15 protein-coding genes are annotated in these 19,285 nt (G+C 64.7%); 13 read left to right on the top strand and 2 right to left on the bottom strand.

From position 1 onward, the window contains the following. Nucleotides 1-8 precede the first annotated feature (8 nt). The 6 genes from AC1VVK_RS06295 (at nucleotide 9) to AC1VVK_RS06270 (ending at nucleotide 8,020) form a co-directional block, all read left to right on the top strand. Nucleotides 9-482 carry an Lrp/AsnC family transcriptional regulator gene (locus tag AC1VVK_RS06295; RefSeq protein ID WP_132387065.1) on the top strand — a complete coding sequence of 158 codons (474 nt, stop codon included), beginning with the start codon at nucleotides 9-11 and terminating at the stop codon, nucleotides 480-482. A gap of 108 nt (nucleotides 483-590) precedes the next feature. Next, nucleotides 591-1,211: a TetR/AcrR family transcriptional regulator gene (locus tag AC1VVK_RS06290; RefSeq protein WP_132387063.1), complete on the top strand. Its 621-nt coding sequence runs from the start codon at nucleotides 591-593 to the stop codon at nucleotides 1,209-1,211. A gap of 467 nt (nucleotides 1,212-1,678) precedes the next feature. Beyond that, nucleotides 1,679-2,074: a hypothetical protein gene (locus tag AC1VVK_RS06285; protein ID WP_132387062.1), complete on the top strand. Its 396-nt coding sequence runs from the start codon at nucleotides 1,679-1,681 to the stop codon at nucleotides 2,072-2,074. Continuing rightward, a complete protein-coding gene (locus tag AC1VVK_RS06280) occupies nucleotides 2,071-3,348 on the top strand; it encodes an efflux RND transporter periplasmic adaptor subunit (protein WP_482904798.1) in 1,278 nt (425 codons plus the stop codon). The genes AC1VVK_RS06285 and AC1VVK_RS06280 overlap by 4 nt, the downstream gene beginning before the upstream one ends. 59 nt (nucleotides 3,349-3,407) lie before the next feature. Then, entirely contained in the window at nucleotides 3,408-6,593 is a 3,186-nt protein-coding gene (locus tag AC1VVK_RS06275) for an efflux RND transporter permease subunit (protein ID WP_482904797.1), read from the top strand. Nucleotides 6,594-6,610: 17 nt separating this feature from the next. Then, a complete protein-coding gene (locus AC1VVK_RS06270) occupies nucleotides 6,611-8,020 on the top strand; it encodes an efflux transporter outer membrane subunit (protein WP_482904796.1) in 1,410 nt (469 codons plus the stop codon). A gap of 79 nt (nucleotides 8,021-8,099) precedes the next feature. On the opposite strand, the gene AC1VVK_RS06265 is transcribed toward AC1VVK_RS06270, so the two are convergent. Together AC1VVK_RS06265 and AC1VVK_RS06260 are read right to left on the bottom strand one after the other, a co-directional pair. After that, on the bottom strand, nucleotides 8,100-10,544 hold the full coding sequence (locus AC1VVK_RS06265; RefSeq protein ID WP_482904795.1) for a TonB-dependent receptor: 2,445 nt from the start codon (nucleotides 10,542-10,544) through the stop codon (nucleotides 8,100-8,102). 242 nt (nucleotides 10,545-10,786) lie between these two features. Then, nucleotides 10,787-12,100, bottom strand: coding sequence for an MFS transporter (locus tag AC1VVK_RS06260; RefSeq protein WP_132387045.1), 1,314 nt, complete (start codon nucleotides 12,098-12,100; stop codon nucleotides 10,787-10,789). 194 nt (nucleotides 12,101-12,294) lie between these two features. Between AC1VVK_RS06260 and cyoA the strand changes: the two genes are divergently transcribed. From cyoA to AC1VVK_RS06225, 7 genes are read left to right on the top strand one after another with little or no spacing between them, the layout of a single operon-like run. Next, nucleotides 12,295-13,557 carry a ubiquinol oxidase subunit II gene (gene cyoA, locus AC1VVK_RS06255; protein WP_132387043.1) on the top strand — a complete coding sequence of 421 codons (1,263 nt, stop codon included), beginning with the start codon at nucleotides 12,295-12,297 and terminating at the stop codon, nucleotides 13,555-13,557. 7 nt (nucleotides 13,558-13,564) lie between these two features. After that, the gene (cyoB, locus tag AC1VVK_RS06250; RefSeq protein WP_482904794.1) at nucleotides 13,565-15,571 is read left to right on the top strand and encodes a cytochrome o ubiquinol oxidase subunit I; all 2,007 of its coding nucleotides are present in this window, start codon (nucleotides 13,565-13,567) and stop codon (nucleotides 15,569-15,571) included. Between the two features lie 3 nt (nucleotides 15,572-15,574). Beyond that, entirely contained in the window at nucleotides 15,575-16,219 is a 645-nt protein-coding gene (gene cyoC / locus AC1VVK_RS06245; RefSeq protein ID WP_132387039.1) for a cytochrome o ubiquinol oxidase subunit III, read from the top strand. Beyond that, a complete protein-coding gene (gene cyoD, locus AC1VVK_RS06240) occupies nucleotides 16,219-16,599 on the top strand; it encodes a cytochrome o ubiquinol oxidase subunit IV (RefSeq protein ID WP_132387037.1) in 381 nt (126 codons plus the stop codon). Before cyoC ends, cyoD begins: the two co-directional genes overlap by 1 nt. Nucleotides 16,600-16,621: 22 nt before the next feature. Beyond that, complete coding sequence (locus AC1VVK_RS06235) at nucleotides 16,622-17,362, top strand: SURF1 family protein (protein WP_482904793.1); 741 nt, start codon at nucleotides 16,622-16,624, stop codon at nucleotides 17,360-17,362. Continuing rightward, entirely contained in the window at nucleotides 17,350-18,684 is a 1,335-nt protein-coding gene (locus tag AC1VVK_RS06230; protein ID WP_132387035.1) for an ATP-binding protein, read from the top strand. The genes AC1VVK_RS06235 and AC1VVK_RS06230 overlap by 13 nt, the downstream gene beginning before the upstream one ends. After that, nucleotides 18,677-19,267, top strand: coding sequence for a response regulator transcription factor (locus tag AC1VVK_RS06225; RefSeq protein WP_132387033.1), 591 nt, complete (start codon nucleotides 18,677-18,679; stop codon nucleotides 19,265-19,267). Before AC1VVK_RS06230 ends, AC1VVK_RS06225 begins: the two co-directional genes overlap by 8 nt. The last annotated feature ends 18 nt before the right edge of the window (nucleotides 19,268-19,285 follow it).

Here is a 19,285-nt window from a genome sequence, read left to right as displayed (position 1 = left end):
AATTGAATATGACATCCGGCCTCGACGAGTTCGAAAAGAAGATTCTCGCGATCCTTCAGGTGGACGCCTCGCGGTCCTCGGCGGACATCGCGCAGGAGATCGGGCTTTCGCAGGCGCCGTGCTGGCGGCGGATCCAGCGGTTGAAGGACGAAGGCTATATCCGCAGCGAGGTCTGCGTGCTCGATCGGCGCAAGATCGGGCTGCGCGCGCAAGTCTTCGCGCAAGTGAAGCTGACCGCGCATGGCCGCGCCAACCTGTCGCAGTTCGCCGATGCCATGAACGCCTTTCCCGAGGTGCTCGATTGTTTCGTGCTGATGGGCGCGGTCGATTTCATGCTGCGGATTGTCACCGAGGATATCGAGGCCTACGAGCGCTTCTTCTTCGAGAAGCTGTCGCAGGTTCCCGGCGTGCAGGAAATCAATTCGATGGTCGCGCTTTCGGAGATCAAGTTCACCACGGCGCTGCCGCTGGACCATTTGTAAGGAAGGGTTGCCCCATGCCTCCCGCAGTGGATTTTACCGGGCTATGCTTCACGCTGGCTCGCAACGCCACTGGACGCGGTGGGTGTGGATAACTATATACCGACCGGTATGAAATGTTCCGACTCCATTGCCGCCCCTCGTGGCCGCCCGCGTGAATTCGATCCTGAACAGGCTTTGACCGCTGCGCTGCGCGTGTTCTGGGAGCGCGGCTATGAAAGCGCCTCGATGGCGGAACTCACTGAGGCGATGGGTATAACCAAGCCCAGCCTCTATGCCTGTTTCGGCAACAAGGAAGCGCTCTTCAAGAAGGCGCTGGACCTCTACGAGCGCGACAAGATGGCCTATGTGGGCAAGGCGCTGGAAGCGCCGACCGCGCGCGGCGTGGCCGAGCGGCTGCTGAATGGTGCGGTCGCGACTCACTGCGGCGGCAACGGTACCGACCCGCACGGCTGCCTCAGCGTGATTTCGACCGTGGCCTGCACGATGGAGGATGCCTCCATCCGCGATTTCATCGCGGCCCGCCGGCTTGCGACCGAAGAGTCGCTGATCCAGCGCTTCGAACGCGCCAAGGGCGAGGGCGACTTGCCCGAGACCATCGATCCCCGCGCGCTGGCGCACTGCCTCATGACGGTGCTTCAGGGCATGTCGGTCAAGGCCCAGGGCGGTGCTTGCGTGCAGGAAGCGAAAAGCGTGGTCGATACCTTCCTGACCATGTGGCCCGGCAAGTAGGGCGTAAGCCTGAAAATCCGCTTCGAGCGGATTTTGACGACAGCGGCGGCGCCGAAATCCGCAGAAAGCGGATTTCCAGCCTGAACGGCGGATAAAATTTTATTCATTCACCGTTCACGCCCTTGAAATTGCTGCGTTGCACCTAATTTTACCGAGCGGTACAGAAAACTGCTTGACGATTTCTGTACCGCTATATATACCAATCGGTACAGAACGAGGGCATGACCGACTCGCCGTTTAGACGGGAGCACGGGGCCGGAGTTCCTCCCCCGGCGCCGCCCGACCCCCCGCGGACGGCTCCATAGAAAAAACCGAAAGCAGCCGACGTGGCGGAACCCTGTTTCCGTGCGATGCCGGTCTGCACCCAAGACTTTCCGGTGCCCCTTGCGCCGGAGCCCGCCGGCGCGCGCCCTTACCTCCCCCTCCTGTCCCGGGGCGCGCGTCGGTTCCTTTCAGGGAGCACAGACATGGCCTTCATCGACTTCTCCGATGCAGCGCATCCGGCGCTGCCCGTTGCAAATTCCAACCCTGTCGCCTCGCTTTTCGGCGACCAGCTGAGCCGGCTCGAACGCCGCGTTGTCGAGCTGGCGCGCGAAGACGGGCTTCAGAGCCTCATCCCGCCGCGCGAACGCAAGTGGCTTGCCCGTCTCGTTTTCGGGCCGACCCCGCCTTCGAAGATGCTCGCCAACGAGCAGCTTGAGGCGCTGCGCCAGCTGGCCGTGAAGGCCTGGCATCATGGCTACACGCTGCCCGTCTCGGCCATTCGCGAGGCGCAGGCCGCCGGCCACAGCGAAGCCAAGGTCGGTGCGGTGATCGATTTCATCGGGCGCCTGCGCGCCCCGGTCCGGAGACTTGCTGCGTGAATTTTCCCGTAAAACTCGAAGAAACGGCCGAGATCCTGCCGTTTGGCGGCGAAACCCGCCGAAAGCGATGGCGCGGGCGCCATGTCGCGATCGGCGCGATCGCCGTCGTCGCGGTGGCGGGGCTGGGGTGGAAAGTCTTCCATGAAGCCCCCGCCGACGCCGCGCCGATGCCGCCCGCGCTGGTGCAGGCCGCCAATCCGCTGGTCAAGGACGTGACCGAATGGGACGACTATGTTGGCCGCTTCGCGCCCAGCAAGACGGTGGAAGTGCGCCCGCGCGTCTCGGGCGCGGTCACCCAGATCCTGTTCCGCGACGGCGACTACGTGCAGGCCGGGCAGCCGCTCTTCGTGATCGATCCGCGTCCCTATCGCGCCTCGCTTGCCGAAGCGCAGGCGGACGTGGCTTCGGCGCAGAGCGCGCTGGCGCTCGCCCGTTCGGACTATGCCCGCGTCGCCGGATTGAAGGGTGACGAGGCGATGGCCGCCAGCGAAGTGGACCAGCTCAGCGCCAAGGTTCGCGCCGCCAGCGCGCAGCTTGCCGCCGCGCAGGCCCGCGTCAGCCAGCGGTCGCTGGATGTCGAATTCTCCACCGTGCGTGCCCCGATCGCGGGCCGCATCTCGGACCGCCGCGTGGACGTGGGCAACCTCGTCGCGGGTGAGAACGGCACCGGCGCCAGCCTGCTGACCACGATCAATGCGGTCAGCCCGATCTACTTCACGTTCGACGCATCCGAAGCGCTGTTCCTCAAGACCCAGCGCGAAAAGGCCGAGCACAAGGACGCCGCCAGCGTGCAGGTCCGCCTTCAGGACGAGGCCGACTATCGCTGGAACGGCAAGCTGGACTTCACCGACAACGGGCTCGACCCGCGTTCGGGCACGATCCGCGTGCGCGCCGTGCTCGACAACAAGGACGGTTTCCTGACCCCGGGCATGTTCGGCAACATGCGTCTGGCCGAAGGCGGCACGGTCAAGGCCATGCTGGTGCCCGATGATGCGATCCAGTCCGATCAGGCCCGCAAGGTGGTGCTGACGGTCGGCAAGGACGGCACCGTTGCCGCCAAGCCGGTCGAACTCGGCCCGCTGGTGGACGGGTTGCGCGTGATCCGCACGGGCCTCACGCCCACGGACCGCGTGATCATTTCCAACTATCAGGCTGCTGTTGCCGGCGCCAAGGTGAATATCCGTCGCGGCCAGATTGCGCCCGACGCGCATGCGGCTTCGGCCGTTTCCGGCCCAGATACGCCCGCAGCGGCGCAGGCCACCATCGCCCATTGATCCACCCATCGGGGGGCGGTCCATTCCGTGACCGCTCCCCGTGAGAGGGGCACATTCCCATGCGATTTTCCCGGTTCTTCATCGACCGGCCGATCTTCGCAGGCGTCATCGCGGTGCTCATCACCGTGGTGGGTGCGCTTGCGTTCTTCGGCCTGCCGGTCAGCCAGTATCCCGACATCGTCCCCCCGACGGTGACGGTGACCGCCCAATATCCCGGCGCTTCCGCCGAAACCGTTGCCGACACCGTGGCTGCTCCCATCGAGCAGGAGATCAACGGCGTCGACAACATGCTCTACATGTCCTCGCAGTCCACCGGCGACGGCAAGGTGACGATCACCGTTACCTTCAAGATCGGTGCCGACCTCGATGCCGCGCAGGTTCTGGTGCAGAACCGCGTCGCCGTGGCCGAACCGCGCCTTCCCGAAGCGGTGCGCGCCATGGGCGTCGTCACCCGCAAGACCTCGCCAGACTTCCTGATGGTCGTGAACCTGCAATCGCCCGATGGGTCGCTAAGCCGCGACTATCTGTCGAACTACGCGCTCACGCAGGTGAAGGACCGCCTTGCGCGCCTTGACGGCGTGGGCGACGTGCAGCTGTTCGGCTCGCGCGATTACGGCATGCGCATCTGGATCGATCCCAACAAGGCCGCCGCCATGAACCTGACGGCGGGTGAGATCGTGGACGCGCTGAAGGCGCAGAACGTGCAGGTTTCGTCCGGCTCGATCGGCGCGCCGCCGTTCGATCGAGGCAATGCCTACCAGGTCGGCGTCGAGATGCAGGGCCGCCTGAACACGCCCGAGCAGTTCGCCGATATCGTCGTGCGGACCGACGCCGATGGCCGTCAGGTCCGCGTGCGCGACGTCGCGCGTGTCGAACTGGGCGCGCAGGACTACACCACCAACACCTACCTTTCGGGCAAGCCCACCGTGGTGATCGCGGTGCTGCAGCGCCCGGGCTCGAACGCGCTCGACGCCGCCAAGGCCGTGCGCGCCGAGATGGACGATGTCGCCAAGTCCTTCCCGAAGGGCCTGGAATATTCGGTGATCTACAACCCCACCGAATTCATCGGCCAGTCGATCGACGCGGTCTATCACACGCTGTTCGAGGCGGTGATCCTGGTCGTGCTCGTCATCCTCGTCTTCCTCCAGAACTGGCGCGCGGCGGTGATTCCGATCATCGCGATCCCCGTGTCGCTGGTCGGCACTGCGATCATGCTCGCGGCCGTCGGCTACTCACTCAACAACCTCTCCCTGTTCGGCCTTGTCCTCGCCATCGGTATCGTCGTCGACGACGCCATCGTCGTGGTCGAGAACGTCGAACGCTATATCGAAGAAGGCATGAAGCCGATCGAGGCCGCCCGGCGCTCGATGGACGAGGTGACCGGCGCGCTGATCGCCATCGTCCTCGTGCTCTGCGCGGTGTTCGTGCCGACGCTGTTCATCACCGGCATGTCGGGGCAGTTCTACAAGCAGTTCGCCGTCACCATCACCACGGCGACCGCGATCTCGCTGCTGCTCTCGCTCACGCTCTCGCCCGCTCTTGCCGCGTTGCTGTTGCGGGAAAAGCATGGCCTTCCCGCCGATGCGCCCCGCTGGAAGCGGACGCTGCAAGGCGCGGCGGACAAGTTTAACCACGGCTTCGAACGGTTGAGCGAGCGCTATGCGCAATTGACGCTCAAGCTGGTGAAGCGCCCGGCAAAGATGATGGCGACCTATGCCGCCCTCATCGCCGCCACCGTGGGCATGTTCTGGGCGACGCCGACCGGCTTCATTCCGCAGCAGGACCAGGGTTACTTCCTCGCCGCTATCTTCCTGCCGCCGGGCTCCTCGCTCAGCCGCACGGACGCCGTGTCGCAGGAAGTCGCCAAGCGTCTGCTGCCCATCAAGGGCCTGCGCGGTGCGGTTATGTTCGCGGGCTTCCACGGCCCGTCGCAGACCGCGGCGCCCGATGCCGCCGCCATCTACTTCCCGTTCAAGAGCTTCGAGGAGCGCAAGCAACTCGGCGTGACCTATGAAGGCATCATGGCGCAGGCACAGGCCGCCATGAAGGGTTACGACAAGGCACAGGTCCTGCTGATCCCGCCGCCGACCATCAACGGCATCGTCCCTCCGGGCGGTTACCGCATGATCGTGGAGGACAAGGAAGGCCGTGGTCTGGGTGAACTCCAGAAGGCAGCCGGCGCCCTGATCGCGCAGGCCAACCAGCAGCCGCAACTCCAGCAGGTCTATACCCTGTTCAGCATGAACACCCCGCGTGTCTATGCCGACGTGGACCGCCGCAAGGCAGACATGCTGGGCGTCTCTCCGTCGAAGATCTTCGAAGCGATGCAGGTCTACCTCGGTTCGTCCTACATCAACGACTTCAACCTGTTGGGCCGTACCTATCGCGTCACCGCGCAGGCGGATGCGCCCTATCGCGGATCAACGGCGGATATCGCCAATCTCAAGGCCCGTTCGGACTCGGGTGCGATGGTGCCGGTCGGCTCGGTCGCGACCTTCAAGGACGAAACCGGACCCTACCGCGTGGTGCGCTACAACCTGCACCCGGCGGTGGAAATCGACGGCAGCTACGGCAAGGGCTATTCCTCGGGCCAGTCGCTGGCGACGATGGAGAAGGTGGCGGACGAAACGCTTCCCTCGGGCTACGGCCATGAGTGGACGGGTATCGCCTATCAGCAGGCCACTGCGGGCAACACGGCCGGAATCGTCTTCGGCATGGCGGTGCTGTTCGTCTTCCTGGTCTTGGCTGCCCAGTACGAGAGCCTGACCCTGCCGCTGTCGATCATCCTGATCGTGCCGATGTGTCTGTTCGCGGCCATGCTGGGCGTGAACTTGCGCGGGATGGACAACAACATCCTCACGCAGATCGGTCTGGTCGTGTTGATTGCCCTTGCCGCCAAGAACGCGATCCTCGTGGTCGAGTTCGCCAAGCAGGCCGAAGAGGAGCGGGGATACTCGCCGGTGGAAGCAGCCGTCTATGCGGCCCGCACCCGCCTGCGCCCGATCCTGATGACCTCGTTCGCCTTCATCCTCGGCGCGGTGCCGCTGGTGATTGCGACAGGGGCTGGCGCCGAGCTTCGGCAGGCGCTGGGTACGGCGGTGTTCTTCGGCATGGCTGGCGTTACCGCCTTCGGCCTGCTGTTCACGCCCACCTTCTACGTCGTCTGCCGCAAGCTCGCGGCGGCTCTCCGGCGCAAGCCCGCAGAACCGCACCACGAGAGCCACGCGGTGATCCCGGCGGAATGAAAGGACGGATGATGTCCATGAATATCAAAACCTTGGTCGCGGCACTTCTTGCCGCGTCCAGCCTCTCGGCCTGCGCCGTCGGACCCAACTATGTTGCGCCGACGCCGCCGGCTACGGCGGGGGCGCCCTTCACGGGCGTCCAGTCCGCCGAAGTGTCGACCGCCGCGCCGGACGACAACTGGTGGCGGCTCTACAACGATCCCGTGCTGAACGGGCTCGTCACCGATGCGCTCGCCGCCAATACCGACGTGCGCGTGGCGGTGGCCCGGATCGAGCGGGCACGCGCCAACTTGCGCGGATCGAAGTCGCAGGCCCTGCCGCAGACCGGCATCGACGCCAGCGCGACATATGGCCGGGTTTCGGAAAGCCAGGTCCTGCCCGGTGCCGACCGGCAGGGGCGCACGGTCGATGGCGAGTTCTCGGTCGGATACGAGCTGGACCTGTTCGGCCGCGTAAAGCGCGGGATCGAAGCCTCGCGCGCCGATCTTGGCGCCGCGCAGGAGGATGCCGACGCGGTGCGGGTGACAGTCGTTGCCGATACCGTGCGCGCCTATGTCGATGCCACCAGCGCGGCCGAGCAGATCGCGGTGGCGCAGGATACCGTGGCGCTGCTCGACAAGTCCGAGCGGATCACCAATGCCCGCTTCGAGCGCGGCCTCAACCAGAAGCTGGACGTGATCCGCGTGACCCAGCTGCGCGAGCAGCAGGCCGCGGCGATCCCGAGCCTTGAGGCCACCCGCGATGCGGCGCTGTTCCGGCTCGCCACGCTGACCGGCCGGACGCCGCAGGACTTGCCCGCTTCGGTGCGCGAGCGGACCACCACGCCCGATGTCGGCCAGCCGATCCCGGTGGGCGATGGCCGCGCGCTGCTGGCGCGTCGTCCGGACGTGAAGGCGGCCGAACGCCGCCTTGCCGGGGACACCGCGCGGATCGGCGTGGCCACGGCGGATCTCTATCCGAAGATCACGCTGGGCGGATCGATCGGCACTACGGCGCTGGGCGCGACCGACATCTTCGGTGGTGGGCCGCTGCGCTGGCTGGTGGGGCCGATGATCTCGTGGGCGTTCCCCAATCAGGAAGCGATCCGTTCGCGGATCGGCGGGGCGCGGGCCGATGCCAAGGCCGATCTCGCGACCTTCGACGGCACCGTGCTGCGCGCGCTGGAAGAGACCGAGACGGCGCTTTCGGCCTATCGCAACGCGCTGCTGCGCAAGGACCGGCTCGCCGCTGCGCGCGATGCGGCGCAGCGGGCCGCCGATGTCGGCATGGCGCGGCAGAGCAGGGGGCAGATCGACGCGCTCGATGTGCTCGACGCGCAGCGCACTTTGGCCAGCGCGGACGCCGACTATGCGGCGGCAACGCGTGCGGTGGCTTTCGCGCAAGTGGACCTGTTCCGCGCGCTGGGCGGGAACTGGCAGGAAACCTGATCTTCCCGGCTTCCGCACAAACAGAAAGGGGCGGCAAGGCATGTGCCTTGCCGCCCCTTTTCGTGTCCGTTTCCGGTTATCAGCGCGAGCCGAAGGCGTAGCGCACGTTGATACCGAATTCGCGCGGCGCGGTGGTGGTCACGCCGGTATAGGTGCTGGTGTAGTTCGCACCCGACGAACCGGTGAAGACCGGGCGGCCGGTGCTCGGATCGAACTGTCCGCCCCAGGCGAGCTGCTGATAGCTGGTTGACAGCGGCGTCGTGCGAGTAAGCGTCTTCGTGGTGTCGAAGACGTTCTTCGCATAGAGGCCGATTTCCCAGGCCCCGTCGTCGGAACGCAGGCCGGCGAAGAGGTTGACCAGAGCATAGTCGCTCACATCGTCATAGGGGTTGGTCGGATCGACCTGCGACTTGCCGTAGTAGGTCAGCAGGCCGCGAATATAGGCATTGCCGCCGTTGATGACCGGGAAGGTGTATTCGCTCTGCACGGTCGCGCTGAACGGCGCCATGAACCCGGAACGCTGATTGACCTGGCAGGACGCGATATTGTCCGAACCGACGGCCGCCACCATCTGCTGCAGGCTGGGTGCGCTGGTGATCGAATCGGGAACACCGTCGCGATTGAGGTCGGTACAGGGCACCGTGCCGTTCTTGATCTTGCCCATCGAATAGCTGGCTGCGGCGCTGAGATCCCAGCCCTTAAGGATCGTGTAGGAGACGTCGCCCTCGATACCGTTGACCTCCACCGGAACGGCGCCGACGAAGTTGAACTGGCCGACCTGCTGCGCCGTGCTGGTTACGTTGCCCAGCGCGTCACGGACGGCAACGGTGTTGATGTAATAGACGCCCGAACCCGGTGCACGGAAGGGGAAGTTCTTGAACTTCTGGTGGTAGCCGGTGAGGTTGAAGCGCAACTGGCCGTCCAGCATCGTCGACTTGAAGCCGACTTCATAGGACTTCGAGGTTTCCGCCGGCAGGTGCAGGAACGAGTTTTCGAGGTCGGACGGGGCAATGTTGAAGTCACCCACCACGTCGATGCCCGGGCGCCAAGAACTGCCGGTCGAAGCATAGACCATCAGGTCGTGCGTGAAGTTGTACTTCACCGAGCCGCTGTAGATCCACTGCTTCTCATGCTGCGTACGGTCGGAAATGGCGGTGCCGCCAACCAGCAGGATGCCCCGGTTCGTATAGTCGATATGGCGTGCGCCGCCGGCGATTTCGAGATCGCCGATATGCGCGGTCAGGTTGCCGAAGATCGACTGTTCGTGCGACTTGCCCTTGCTCTCGACAGCCGTGTTGACGATCTGGGCAATACCGCCGCCGAGTGCATCGGGCAGACGGACCGGCGTCGGGCTGCTCAGCACGGTATCGGGATTGTTGGTGGCATCGAAGAAGCCGACGACATAATCGAGCATGCCGAACAGCCGCTCGTCGTTCTGCAGGCGGACTTCATGCGATCCCGAGGTCGACTTGGTGTGGCTGATCTGGTTGATGTCGCCGTCGAAGAAATTGCCGTCGTCGACGTTGTCGGTCGAGTGGATGTTCTGGGTGTAATGCTGACCCTGATAGATCAGGCGCTGGCCCCAGTGGCTTGCTTCGGCGCGCCAGTTGTAGATGTTGAAGATCTGGCGGATATCGCGCGGAGCCTGTTGGATCGACAGGCGATCCTTGGTGCGGATGTCCACCGGGCTCGGATCGGCGTCGGGATTGACCTCGGAGAACGAGGCGACCTGGTCGTAGGTGCGGCCGGTGAAGTCGATCCGCTGGTACATGCCTTCGAACCGCAGCCAGTCGCTCGGCGTGATAAGGCCCGACAGACGGCCGCTCTTGGTCCGGCCGAACGGATCGGGATTGTTGTAGATCGAGTGGACGCGGTCGCCCTCGTTCTCGTCCCAGACGCCGGCGGCGCGGATCGCGGCAATGCCCTCGACAATCGGGATATTGAGCGCGGCCTTGGCGTTGATCGTGCCGATGTCATTGGCGGTCATGTCCATGAAGCCGCCGTACGAATAGAGATCCGGCTTCTTCGCGGTGATCGTGATCGAGCCCGAGGGGGACGCGCGGCCGCGCAGGGTGCCCTGGGGACCGCGCAGCACTTCGATCTGGCCGATGTCGTACATCTGCTGAAGAATGACGCCGGCCGTGATCGGCGCGTCGTTCATGTAGAATTCGACGGTGGGGTTATTGCCGCTGGCGTTCACGTCGAAGTTGACGCCGCGCATCTTGGCGCTGCCGCCGATGCCGTTGGCATTGGTTTCGAGCTGGAGGCCCGGTGCCAGCGTGGAGACTTCCTTGAAGTCACGCATGCTGAGCTTGGCGAGGTCATCGGCCGTTACCGTGTCGATCACCGCAGGCACGTCCTGCACATCTTCGTCGCGGCGACGCGCGGTAACGATGATGACGTTGCTGGCCTCGTTTGCGGCGGCCTCGGCGGCCGCCGGCTGCTGCTGGTCCTGTGCCAGTGCGGGGGTGCTCATCCCCAACAGGCCCACCGATCCCAACAGAAGCTGCTTGTAAGCGCGCATGAACTCTCCCTCCGGTTTTTATAAACTTTTCTTATGCCTATGGGTGCGAGGGGGCGTCGCAGATTGTCAAATGAAATGGTCTCATTTCTGTAAAACTACGGGAGGGCGTTATTTGAACAGGTGATCAAACTTGCTCAAGCGACTGGAATGTCGCGATTCGCCTCTCTTTGCCGCGCCGGGAGAAAATGCATAAAAAAGGGGGCGCCGAAGCGCCCCCTCGAATCTGCCAGCGTTGCCGCCGATCAGTTGCGGCTGGCGAGGCCCTTGTTGAGCCAGAGCGCGATCAGCGTCGCCAGCGCCCCCGAGAGCAGGTAGGCGCCCGAGGCGATCAGGCCGAAGTTGGCCGACAGCAGCAGCGCCGCCAGCGGGGCGAAGCCGGCGCCGAACAGCCAGGCAAGGTCGCTCGTGAGCGCCGAGCCGACATAGCGGTGCTCGGTCGGGAAGGCCGAGGCGACGACGCCCGAAGACTGGCCGAACGACAGGCCGAGCAGGATGAAGCCAATCACCATGAAGGTGATCTCGCCCAGCGGACCGGCATCGAGCAGTTGCGGCGCAAAGCCCGAGAACACCGCGATGCCCACGGCGCACGTGCCGAGCAGGTTACGACGACCGTACTTGTCCGCGATCACGCCCGAGGCGACGATGGCAAGCACGCCGAAGCCGGCGGCCATGGCTTCGATCAGCAGGAAGCCGGTGGGCGAATCGTTGGTGAACAGGAACACCCACGAAAGCGGGAACACCGTGTCCATGTGGAACAGCGCGAAGCTGGCGAGCGGGGCGAAGGCACCGATCACGATCGTGCGCCACTGGGTGCTGATCGTCGAGCTGACGCTCACCGCCTGAAGGTCGCGGGTGGTGAAGAGGTTCTCGAACTCGTCCGTGACGACGATGCGCAGGCGCGCGAACAGTGCCACCACGTTGATCGCGAAAGCCACGAAGAAGGGATAGCGCCAGCCCCAGTCAAGGAAGTCTGCGGAGGGCAGTTCGGCGATCATGAAGGCGAACAGCGAGCTGGCCACGATCAGGCCGAACGGCGCGCCGAGCTGCGGGATCATCGCATACCAGCCGCGCTTGTGCTCGGGCGCGTTGAGCGCGAGCAGCGAGGCCAGACCGTCCCAGGTGCCGCCAAGGGCGAAGCCCTGGCCGAGGCGGAACAGGCAGAGCAGGTAGATCGAGGTCATCCCCGCCGAGGCATAGGACGGCAGGAACGCGATCGCCGCGGTCGAGCCACCCAGCATGAACAATGCCATCGTCAGCTTGGTGCCGCGGCCATAGGCGCGGTCGATCGCCATGAAGACCAGCGAACCGATCGGACGGGCGACGAAAGCCAGCGCGAAGACCGCGAAGGCGTAGATCGTGCCGGTCAGCGCGTCGACGAAGGGGAAGAACAGCTTCGGGAAAACCAGAACCGAGGCGATGGCATAGACGAAGAAGTCGAAGAACTCCGAAGTTCGCCCGATGATGACGCCGATGGCGATCTCACCCGGGGAGGGCTGGTGGTGCTCCTTGAACGTCGGCAGGCCCAGGGCGTCTCTGGACTGGGGTGTGCTGGTCATTTCGAATCTGCGGCCTTCGTCTCGGGTCCGTTTCCGGCCATGCGGATCGCGCACGATCGGTCGCGGACGAATCAAAGCGGACGCGCGAAAACGCCCGTGTACATGGAGGGGCCCTATCGGCATTGATTGCGTTCAAGGGGATTGGACAAAATGTCCTATGTTCGCAATCGCGGCATCAGCTTAGGCGCAGCGCCATGCGCCCACCCGAGTCCCGACCGAAGCCGCGGCATCCATCCGCGCTCGCCAAGATCGTTGCCGCCCTGTCGTTGACGGGCGCGCTGACTGCCTGCAACTCTGTAGTGCTGAGCCCTTCCGGGGATGTCGCGCAGCAGCAGGGTGACCTTGTCGTCACTTCCACGCTGCTGATGCTGATCATCATCCTTCCGGTCATGGCCGCCACCGCGTTCTTCGCGTGGCACTACCGTGCATCCAACAAGGAGGCACGCTACGACCCGCACTGGGATCATTCGACCCAGCTTGAACTCCTGATCTGGGCAGCGCCGCTGCTGATCATCATCTGCCTTGGCGCGATCACCTGGGTGAGCACGCACCTTCTCGATCCCTACCGCACCATCGGCCGTATCGATGCCGCCACCGCCGTTCCCGCCGACGCCAAGCCGCTTGAGGTCGAAGTCGTCGCCCTCGACTGGAAGTGGCTGTTCATCTATCCCGAGCAGGGCGTGGCCACCGTCAACGAACTGGTCGTGCCGACCAACCGTCCGTTGCAGTTCAAGATCACCTCTTCGAGCGTGATGAACTCGTTCTTCGTGCCTGCCATGGCCGGCCAGATCTATGCCATGCCCGGCATGGAAACGCGTCTGCACGCCGTGATCAACCATCCGGGCGAGTTCATCGGCTTCTCGGCCAACTACTCGGGCGCGGGCTTCTCGCACATGCGCTTTGCCACGCACGCGGTTACCGACGCCGGCTTCGACCAGTGGGCACAGGGCGTGAAGGCCGGCGGACAGGCAAATGCCGGTACGCTGGACCGCGCCGCTTACCTCCAGCTCGAAAAGCCGAGCGAGAAGGTGCCGGTCATGCGTTTCGCGTCGGTTTCGCCCGACCTTTATAATGCCATCCTCAACATGTGCGTCGAGCCCGGCAAGATGTGCATGAGCGACATGATGGCGATCGACGCGCGCGGCGGCCTTGGCAAGGAAGGCATTCGCAACGTGCAGATGCTGGCCTACGACCGTGGCGGCCGCCAGGCTGCCGCCCAGGCCACCGCGAACCCGACCGCCGCCATGCAGCGCGAGCTGGCCTGGGTCCGCGCGCTCTGCCGCCAGAACCCCGGCTCCGCGCCGGACCACACGATCAAGGCACCGGCCTCGCCGCGCGTCCTGAGCGGTGCGGGTCTGAGCGAGCCGCAGTCGGCACCGATCTTCTCGCACGGCCAGGAGGCGCTTGCCGCCCCCGCACAGACGCCCGCGCATCCCACTCAGATTTCCCGGAACTGACAGAACAATGGAAGCCGTAGACCATTCGCACTGGAGCCCGTTACTGGGCCGCCTGTGGTGGGACGCCCTGCCACAGGAACCGATCGTGCTCGCCACTTTCGTCGTCGTCGCCCTTGGCGGCGCGGCGCTGGTGGCCGGGCTGACCTATTTCAAGCTCTGGGGCTATCTCTGGAAGGAGTGGTTCACCAGCGTGGACCACAAGAAGATCGGGGTCATGTACATGATCCTCGGCCTTATCATGTTCCTGCGCGGCTTTGCCGACGCGGTGATGATGCGCATCCAGCAGTCGATCGCGTTCAACGGCAACGACGGCTACCTGACGGCGCACCACTATGACCAGGTCTTCACCGCGCACGGCGTGATCATGATCTTCTTCGTGGCGATGCCTTTCGTCACCGGACTCATGAACTACGTGGTGCCGCTGCAGATCGGCGCGCGCGACGTGTCCTTCCCGTTCCTGAACAACTTCAGCTTCTGGATGACGACCGCCGGCGCCGTGCTGGTCATGGCCTCGCTGTTCATCGGCGAGTTCGCGCAGACCGGCTGGCTGGCCTATCCGCCGCTGTCCAACCTGGCGTACAGCCCGTGGGTCGGCGTCGACTACTATATCTGGGCCTTGCAGATTGCCGGTGTCGGCACGCTGCTTTCGGGCGTCAACCTGATCGCCACCATCGTCAAGCTCCGCGCGCCGGGCATGGCGATGATGCGCATGCCGATCTTCACCTGGACCGCACTCTGCACCAACGTCCTGATCGTCGCCGCCTTCCCGGTGCTGACGGCCGTGATGGCGATGCTGTCGGTTGACCGTTACCTCGGCTTCAACTTCTTCTCGAACGACTTCGGCGGCTCGCCGATGATGTACGTCAACCTGATCTGGATCTGGGGCCACCCCGAGGTCTACATCCTCATCCTGCCGCTGTTCGGCGTCTTCTCCGAAGTCACCGCCACCTTCTGCGGCAAGCGCCTGTTCGGCTATTCGTCGATGGTCTACGCGACGCTGGTCATCACCATCCTCTCGTACCTCGTCTGGCTGCACCACTTCTTCACGATGGGTTCGGGCGCGAGCGTCAACTCGTTCTTCGGCATCACCACGATGGTGATCTCGATCCCGACCGGCGCGAAGCTCTTCAACTGGCTGTTCACGATGTACCGTGGCCGCATCCGGTTCGAACTGCCGATGATGTGGACGGTCGCCTTCATGATGACCTTCACCATCGGCGGCATGACCGGCGTTCTGCTCGCGGTGCCGCCGGCCGACTTCGTCCTGCACAACTCGCTGTTCCTGATCGCCCACTTCCACAACGTCATCATCGGCGGCGTGCTGTTCGGCATCTTCGCGGCGATCAACTTCTGGTGGCCCAAGGCCTTCGGCTTCAAGCTCAACCAGTTCTGGGGCAAGGTCAGCTTCTGGCTGTGGGTTCCGGGCTTCTGGTTCGCCTTCATGCCGCTCTACATCCTGGGCCTGATGGGCGTTACCCGCCGTATGCGCGTGTTCGACGATCCGTCGCTCCAGCCGTTCTTCATCGTTGCCGCCTTCGGCGCGCTGATGATCGCCGGCGGTATCGGTGCCATGCTCGTCCAGTTCGCCGTGTCGATCTGGAAGCGTGAGGAACTGAAGGACGAAACGGGCGATCCGTGGGACGGCCGTACCCTTGAGTGGTCGACCAGCTCGCCGCCGCCGGAGTACAACTTCGCCTTCACCCCGATCGTGCACGACATCGACGCATGGGACGACATGAAGCGCTGCGGCGTGGAACGTCCGACCTCGGGCTTCCGTCCGATCCACATGCCCAAGAGCACCGGTGCGGGGATCATCCTTGCCGGTATCTCGACGGCGCTTGGCTTCGCGATGATCTGGTACATCTGGTGGCTCGCCGCCGTGTCGTTCCTCGGCATCATCGGCTATGCGATCTTCCACACGTTCAACTACAAGCGCGATTACCACATCCCGGTCGAGACGGTCGAAGCGACCGAGGCCGAGCGTACGCGCCAGCTCGCGGCAGTGGGAGCCTGATCGATGACTGCTACTACGGCTGATACGAGCCACAACCTGTCGCAGGCGCAGCTCCAGGCTGCGTTCTACGACCTGAACGAGCACGACCATCCCGAAGGCGGCAGCACCATGCTGGGCTTCTGGATGTACCTGATGAGCGACTGTCTCATCTTCGCCATGCTGTTCGCCGCCTTCGGCGTGCTGGGCGGCAACTTCGCGGCGGGTCCGGGGCCGAAGGATCTCTTCGACCTCAAGCTCGTCGCGGTGAACACGGCGATGCTGCTGTTCTCGTCGATCACCTATGGCATCGCCATGATCGCGATGGAGAAGAACCAGAAGGGCGCGACCCAGATCTGGCTGCTGATCACCGCCGTGTTCGGCGCGGCGTTCCTGTCGATCGAACTCTTCGAGTTCCATCACATGATCGCCGAAGGTGCGACGCCGATGCGTTCGGCGTTCCTCACCGCGTTCTTCTCGCTGGTGGGCACCCACGGTCTGCACGTGACGTTCGGCCTGATCTGGCTGTTCACGCTGGTCGCGCAAGTCGGCACCAAGGGCCTGATCCCGGCCAACAAGCGCCGCCTCATGTGCCTTTCGCTGTTCTGGCACTTCCTTGACGTCATCTGGATCGGCGTCTTCACCTTCGTCTATCTCATGGGAATGCTGTGATGAGCGACCACGTCCACCCCAACGAGCACGTCGACGATGTGCACGCCAGCGGCCACGGCACTCTGCGTGACTACCTGATCGGCTTCTTCCTTTCGGTCATCCTCACCGCCATTCCGTTCTGGCTGGTGATGACCGGCGCGATTGCCGACAAGTCGACCACCGCGCTTGTCATCATGGCCTTCGCGATGGTGCAGATCGTCGTCCACATGATCTACTTCCTGCACATGAACACCAAGTCCGAGAACGGCTGGACGGTCATGGCGCTGATCTTCACGATCGTGGTGCTGGTGATCACGCTCTCGGGTTCGCTGTGGGTCATGTACCACCTGAACCACAACATGATGCCGATGAACGCGCACGACATGGGCCAGCTGCCCTGATCGTCACGATTTCAGCAGCATCATGCACAATGTGATCGAGACCAATGAAGCGCGGCGGCCCTGGGGGCTTGCCGCGCTTCTGCTTGTGGCGATGGCGCTCTTCATCGCGCTGGGCGTGTGGCAGGTGCAGCGCCTGCACTGGAAGCACGCGCTGATCGCGCAAGTGGACGCGCGGACCCGCGCCGCGCCGGTGCCGCTTCCCGCCGACGCCGTGCTGGCGGGGAATAAGGCCACCGACCTTGCCTATCTTCGCGTTTCGATCGAAGGGCGCTACGAGGGGAAGGCGACCGCGCTGGTGCGGGCCGCTACCGACCTCGGGACCGGGTATTGGACGATGACGCCCTTGCGGCTTGATGATGGACGACAGGTCTGGGTGAACCGCGGCTTCGTGCCGGCGGGCACCACGGCGGCCGTCGCCGCCGCGACCACGCCGCAGGGCCCCGTCTCGGTCACCGGCCTGCTGCGGGTGAACGAGCCTGCCGGCAGCCTGCTCCAGTCGAACCAGCCGCAGGCCGACCGCTGGTATTCGCGCGACGTCAACGCGCTGGCTCAGGCGCGGGGGATCGGCGCGGTAGTGCCGGCCTTCGTCGATGCCCAAGTGGAAGATGCGGTCAGGCCCAAAGGCCTCGCGCCGGTGCCGGGGCTGACCCAGATTCACTTCCCGGACAACCATCTCAGCTATGCGCTGACCTGGTTCACGATGGCGGCAATGTCCGCGATGGCGCTGGTCTTCGTCTGGCGCCGCCGCCGATGGAACGGCTGATCGATCTATTCGCGCCGCGCGGCCTTCCCGGAAGTTCCGCCAGCCGCGCCAATATCGTGCTGCTCATGCAGCTGCGCTGGACCGCCGTGATCGGCCAGCTCATCACCATCGTCGTCGTCCAGCAAGTGCTGGGCGTGCGCCTGTCGCTGGCGCCGCTGCTGCTGGCGCCGCTCCTGCTGATCGTGGTCAACCTCGTCTCGGCGAGCGTCGTCCTGCGGCGGCAGTCGTTCACGCAGGGCGAGCTGTTCGGCGCGCTGATGATCGACGTCGTCGCGCTGTGCTGGCAGCTTTACCACTCGGGCGGGGCGACCAATCCCTTCACGTTCCTGTTCCTGCTCCAGATCGTCATCGCGGCGGTTATCCTCGATCTGCGGTGGAGTTCGCTGGTGGCGGTCAACGCCTGCCTCTGCGTGCTGTTGCTGACGTTCTACTACCACCCGCTGCGCTTGCCGGTGCACCACGCGGGCGATCCGTTCCAGCTCTACATCTACGGCAGCCTGCTGTGCTTCGTGCTGGCGGCGGTGCTGTTGATCGTCTTCGTGGCCCGGCTCGACCTGACCCGGCGCGAGAGCGACGCCAAGCTGGCCGCGTTGCGCCAACAGGCGGCCGAGGAGGACCATATCATCCGCATGGGCCTGCTCGCCTCGGGCGCCGCGCATGAGCTGGGCACGCCGCTTTCGTCGATCTCGGTGATCCTCGGCGACTGGAGCCACGAACCCGCGATTGCCGAAGACCCGGACCTTGCCGCCGACCTCGTCGACGTGCGGCGCGAACTGGAGCGCTGCAAGACGATTGTCAGCGGCATCCTGATGTCGGCAGGGGAAATGCGCGGCATTGCGCCCGCCGTCACCACTCTGCGCGGCTTCATCGGCGAGATTCTGGCCGAATGGCGGCCGCGCATGGCGGGCGAATTGCGCTTCCTCGATTCCATCGACGTGGACCGCACCATCGTCTCCGATCCCGGCCTGAAGCAGGTGATCGGCAATGTCATCGACAATGCCGTCGAAGTCTCGCCCGGCCTCGTGGTGATCGAGGCCTGGGTGGAAGGCGGCAGGCTGGTGCTCACCGTCAGCGACCGGGGCCCCGGTTTCGCGGCGGAGATCCTGCCGCGCGTCGGCCAGCCCTATGCCTCGACCAAGGGGCGCGACGGCGGCGGGCTGGGATTGTTCCTTGTCGTCAATGTGATCCGCAAGCTGGGCGGCAAAGTTGCGGTCGACAATCTGGTCGATGGCGGCGCAAGGGTGCAACTTGCCATTCCCCTTGCTACACTGGCCTACGAGCCCAGGAAGGGCGAGGACAACGCCGGAACGCCCCATGACTGAGCCTGCCACGACCCCAGCAGCCGTGAACGATGCCATCAACACTGCTGTAAACGGGGCGGAAATCGCCAGCCTGCTGATCGTCGAGGACGATCCCACGTTCGCGCGCACGCTGCGCCGCTCGTTCGAGCGACGGGGCTACCGCGTCAGTTCCGCCGCCAGCCCGGAAGAGGCCGAAGGGCTCTGCGCGGCGGAGGATTTCGAATATGCGGTGATCGATCTCAAGCTGGGCGCCTCGTCCGGGCTGGCGGTGGTGCAGGCGCTCCACGCGCGCTCGCCCGAGACGCGGATCGTGGTGCTGACCGGCTATGCCTCGATCGCCACGGCTGTCGAGGCGATCAAGCTGGGCGCCTCGCAATACCTCGCCAAGCCTTCCAATACCGACGATATCGAGGCCGCTTTCGCCAGCGGCAAGGGCGATGCCAGCGTACCGGTGGACGGGCGCCGCAGCTCGATCAAGACGCTGGAATGGGAATATATCCACGGCACTCTGGTCGAATGCGAGTTCAACATTTCCGAAGCCGCGCGCCGTCTGGGGCTGCACCGCCGCACGCTGGCGCGCAAGCTCGAAAAGCGGCAGGTTTAGGCGGAAGCGAGGGAGGGG

Source organism: Novosphingobium sp. BL-S-32, assembly GCF_056857055.1.
The sequence above is the reverse complement of the archived record's forward strand: the minus strand, read 5'-3'. Positions and strand labels throughout refer to the sequence as shown.

Excerpts from the sequence above, each read along its gene's own strand:
- cyoD (WP_132387037.1), top strand. The coding sequence starts at position 16,219 with ATGAGCGACCACGTCCACCCCAACGAGCACGTCGACGATGTGCACGCC.
- AC1VVK_RS06270 (WP_482904796.1), top strand. The coding sequence starts at position 6,611 with ATGAATATCAAAACCTTGGTCGCGGCACTTCTTGCCGCGTCCAGCCTC.
- AC1VVK_RS06295 (WP_132387065.1), top strand. The coding sequence starts at position 9 with ATGACATCCGGCCTCGACGAGTTCGAAAAGAAGATTCTCGCGATCCTT.
- AC1VVK_RS06230 (WP_132387035.1), top strand. The coding sequence starts at position 17,350 with ATGGAACGGCTGATCGATCTATTCGCGCCGCGCGGCCTTCCCGGAAGT.
- AC1VVK_RS06265 (WP_482904795.1), bottom strand. The coding sequence starts at position 10,544 with ATGCGCGCTTACAAGCAGCTTCTGTTGGGATCGGTGGGCCTGTTGGGG.
- AC1VVK_RS06235 (WP_482904793.1), top strand. The coding sequence starts at position 16,622 with ATGCACAATGTGATCGAGACCAATGAAGCGCGGCGGCCCTGGGGGCTT.
- AC1VVK_RS06260 (WP_132387045.1), bottom strand. The coding sequence starts at position 12,100 with ATGACCAGCACACCCCAGTCCAGAGACGCCCTGGGCCTGCCGACGTTC.
- AC1VVK_RS06275 (WP_482904797.1), top strand. The coding sequence starts at position 3,408 with ATGCGATTTTCCCGGTTCTTCATCGACCGGCCGATCTTCGCAGGCGTC.
- AC1VVK_RS06285 (WP_132387062.1), top strand. The coding sequence starts at position 1,679 with ATGGCCTTCATCGACTTCTCCGATGCAGCGCATCCGGCGCTGCCCGTT.
- cyoB (WP_482904794.1), top strand. The coding sequence starts at position 13,565 with ATGGAAGCCGTAGACCATTCGCACTGGAGCCCGTTACTGGGCCGCCTG.
- cyoC (WP_132387039.1), top strand. The coding sequence starts at position 15,575 with ATGACTGCTACTACGGCTGATACGAGCCACAACCTGTCGCAGGCGCAG.
- AC1VVK_RS06225 (WP_132387033.1), top strand. The coding sequence starts at position 18,677 with ATGACTGAGCCTGCCACGACCCCAGCAGCCGTGAACGATGCCATCAAC.
- AC1VVK_RS06290 (WP_132387063.1), top strand. The coding sequence starts at position 591 with ATGAAATGTTCCGACTCCATTGCCGCCCCTCGTGGCCGCCCGCGTGAA.
- cyoA (WP_132387043.1), top strand. The coding sequence starts at position 12,295 with ATGCGCCCACCCGAGTCCCGACCGAAGCCGCGGCATCCATCCGCGCTC.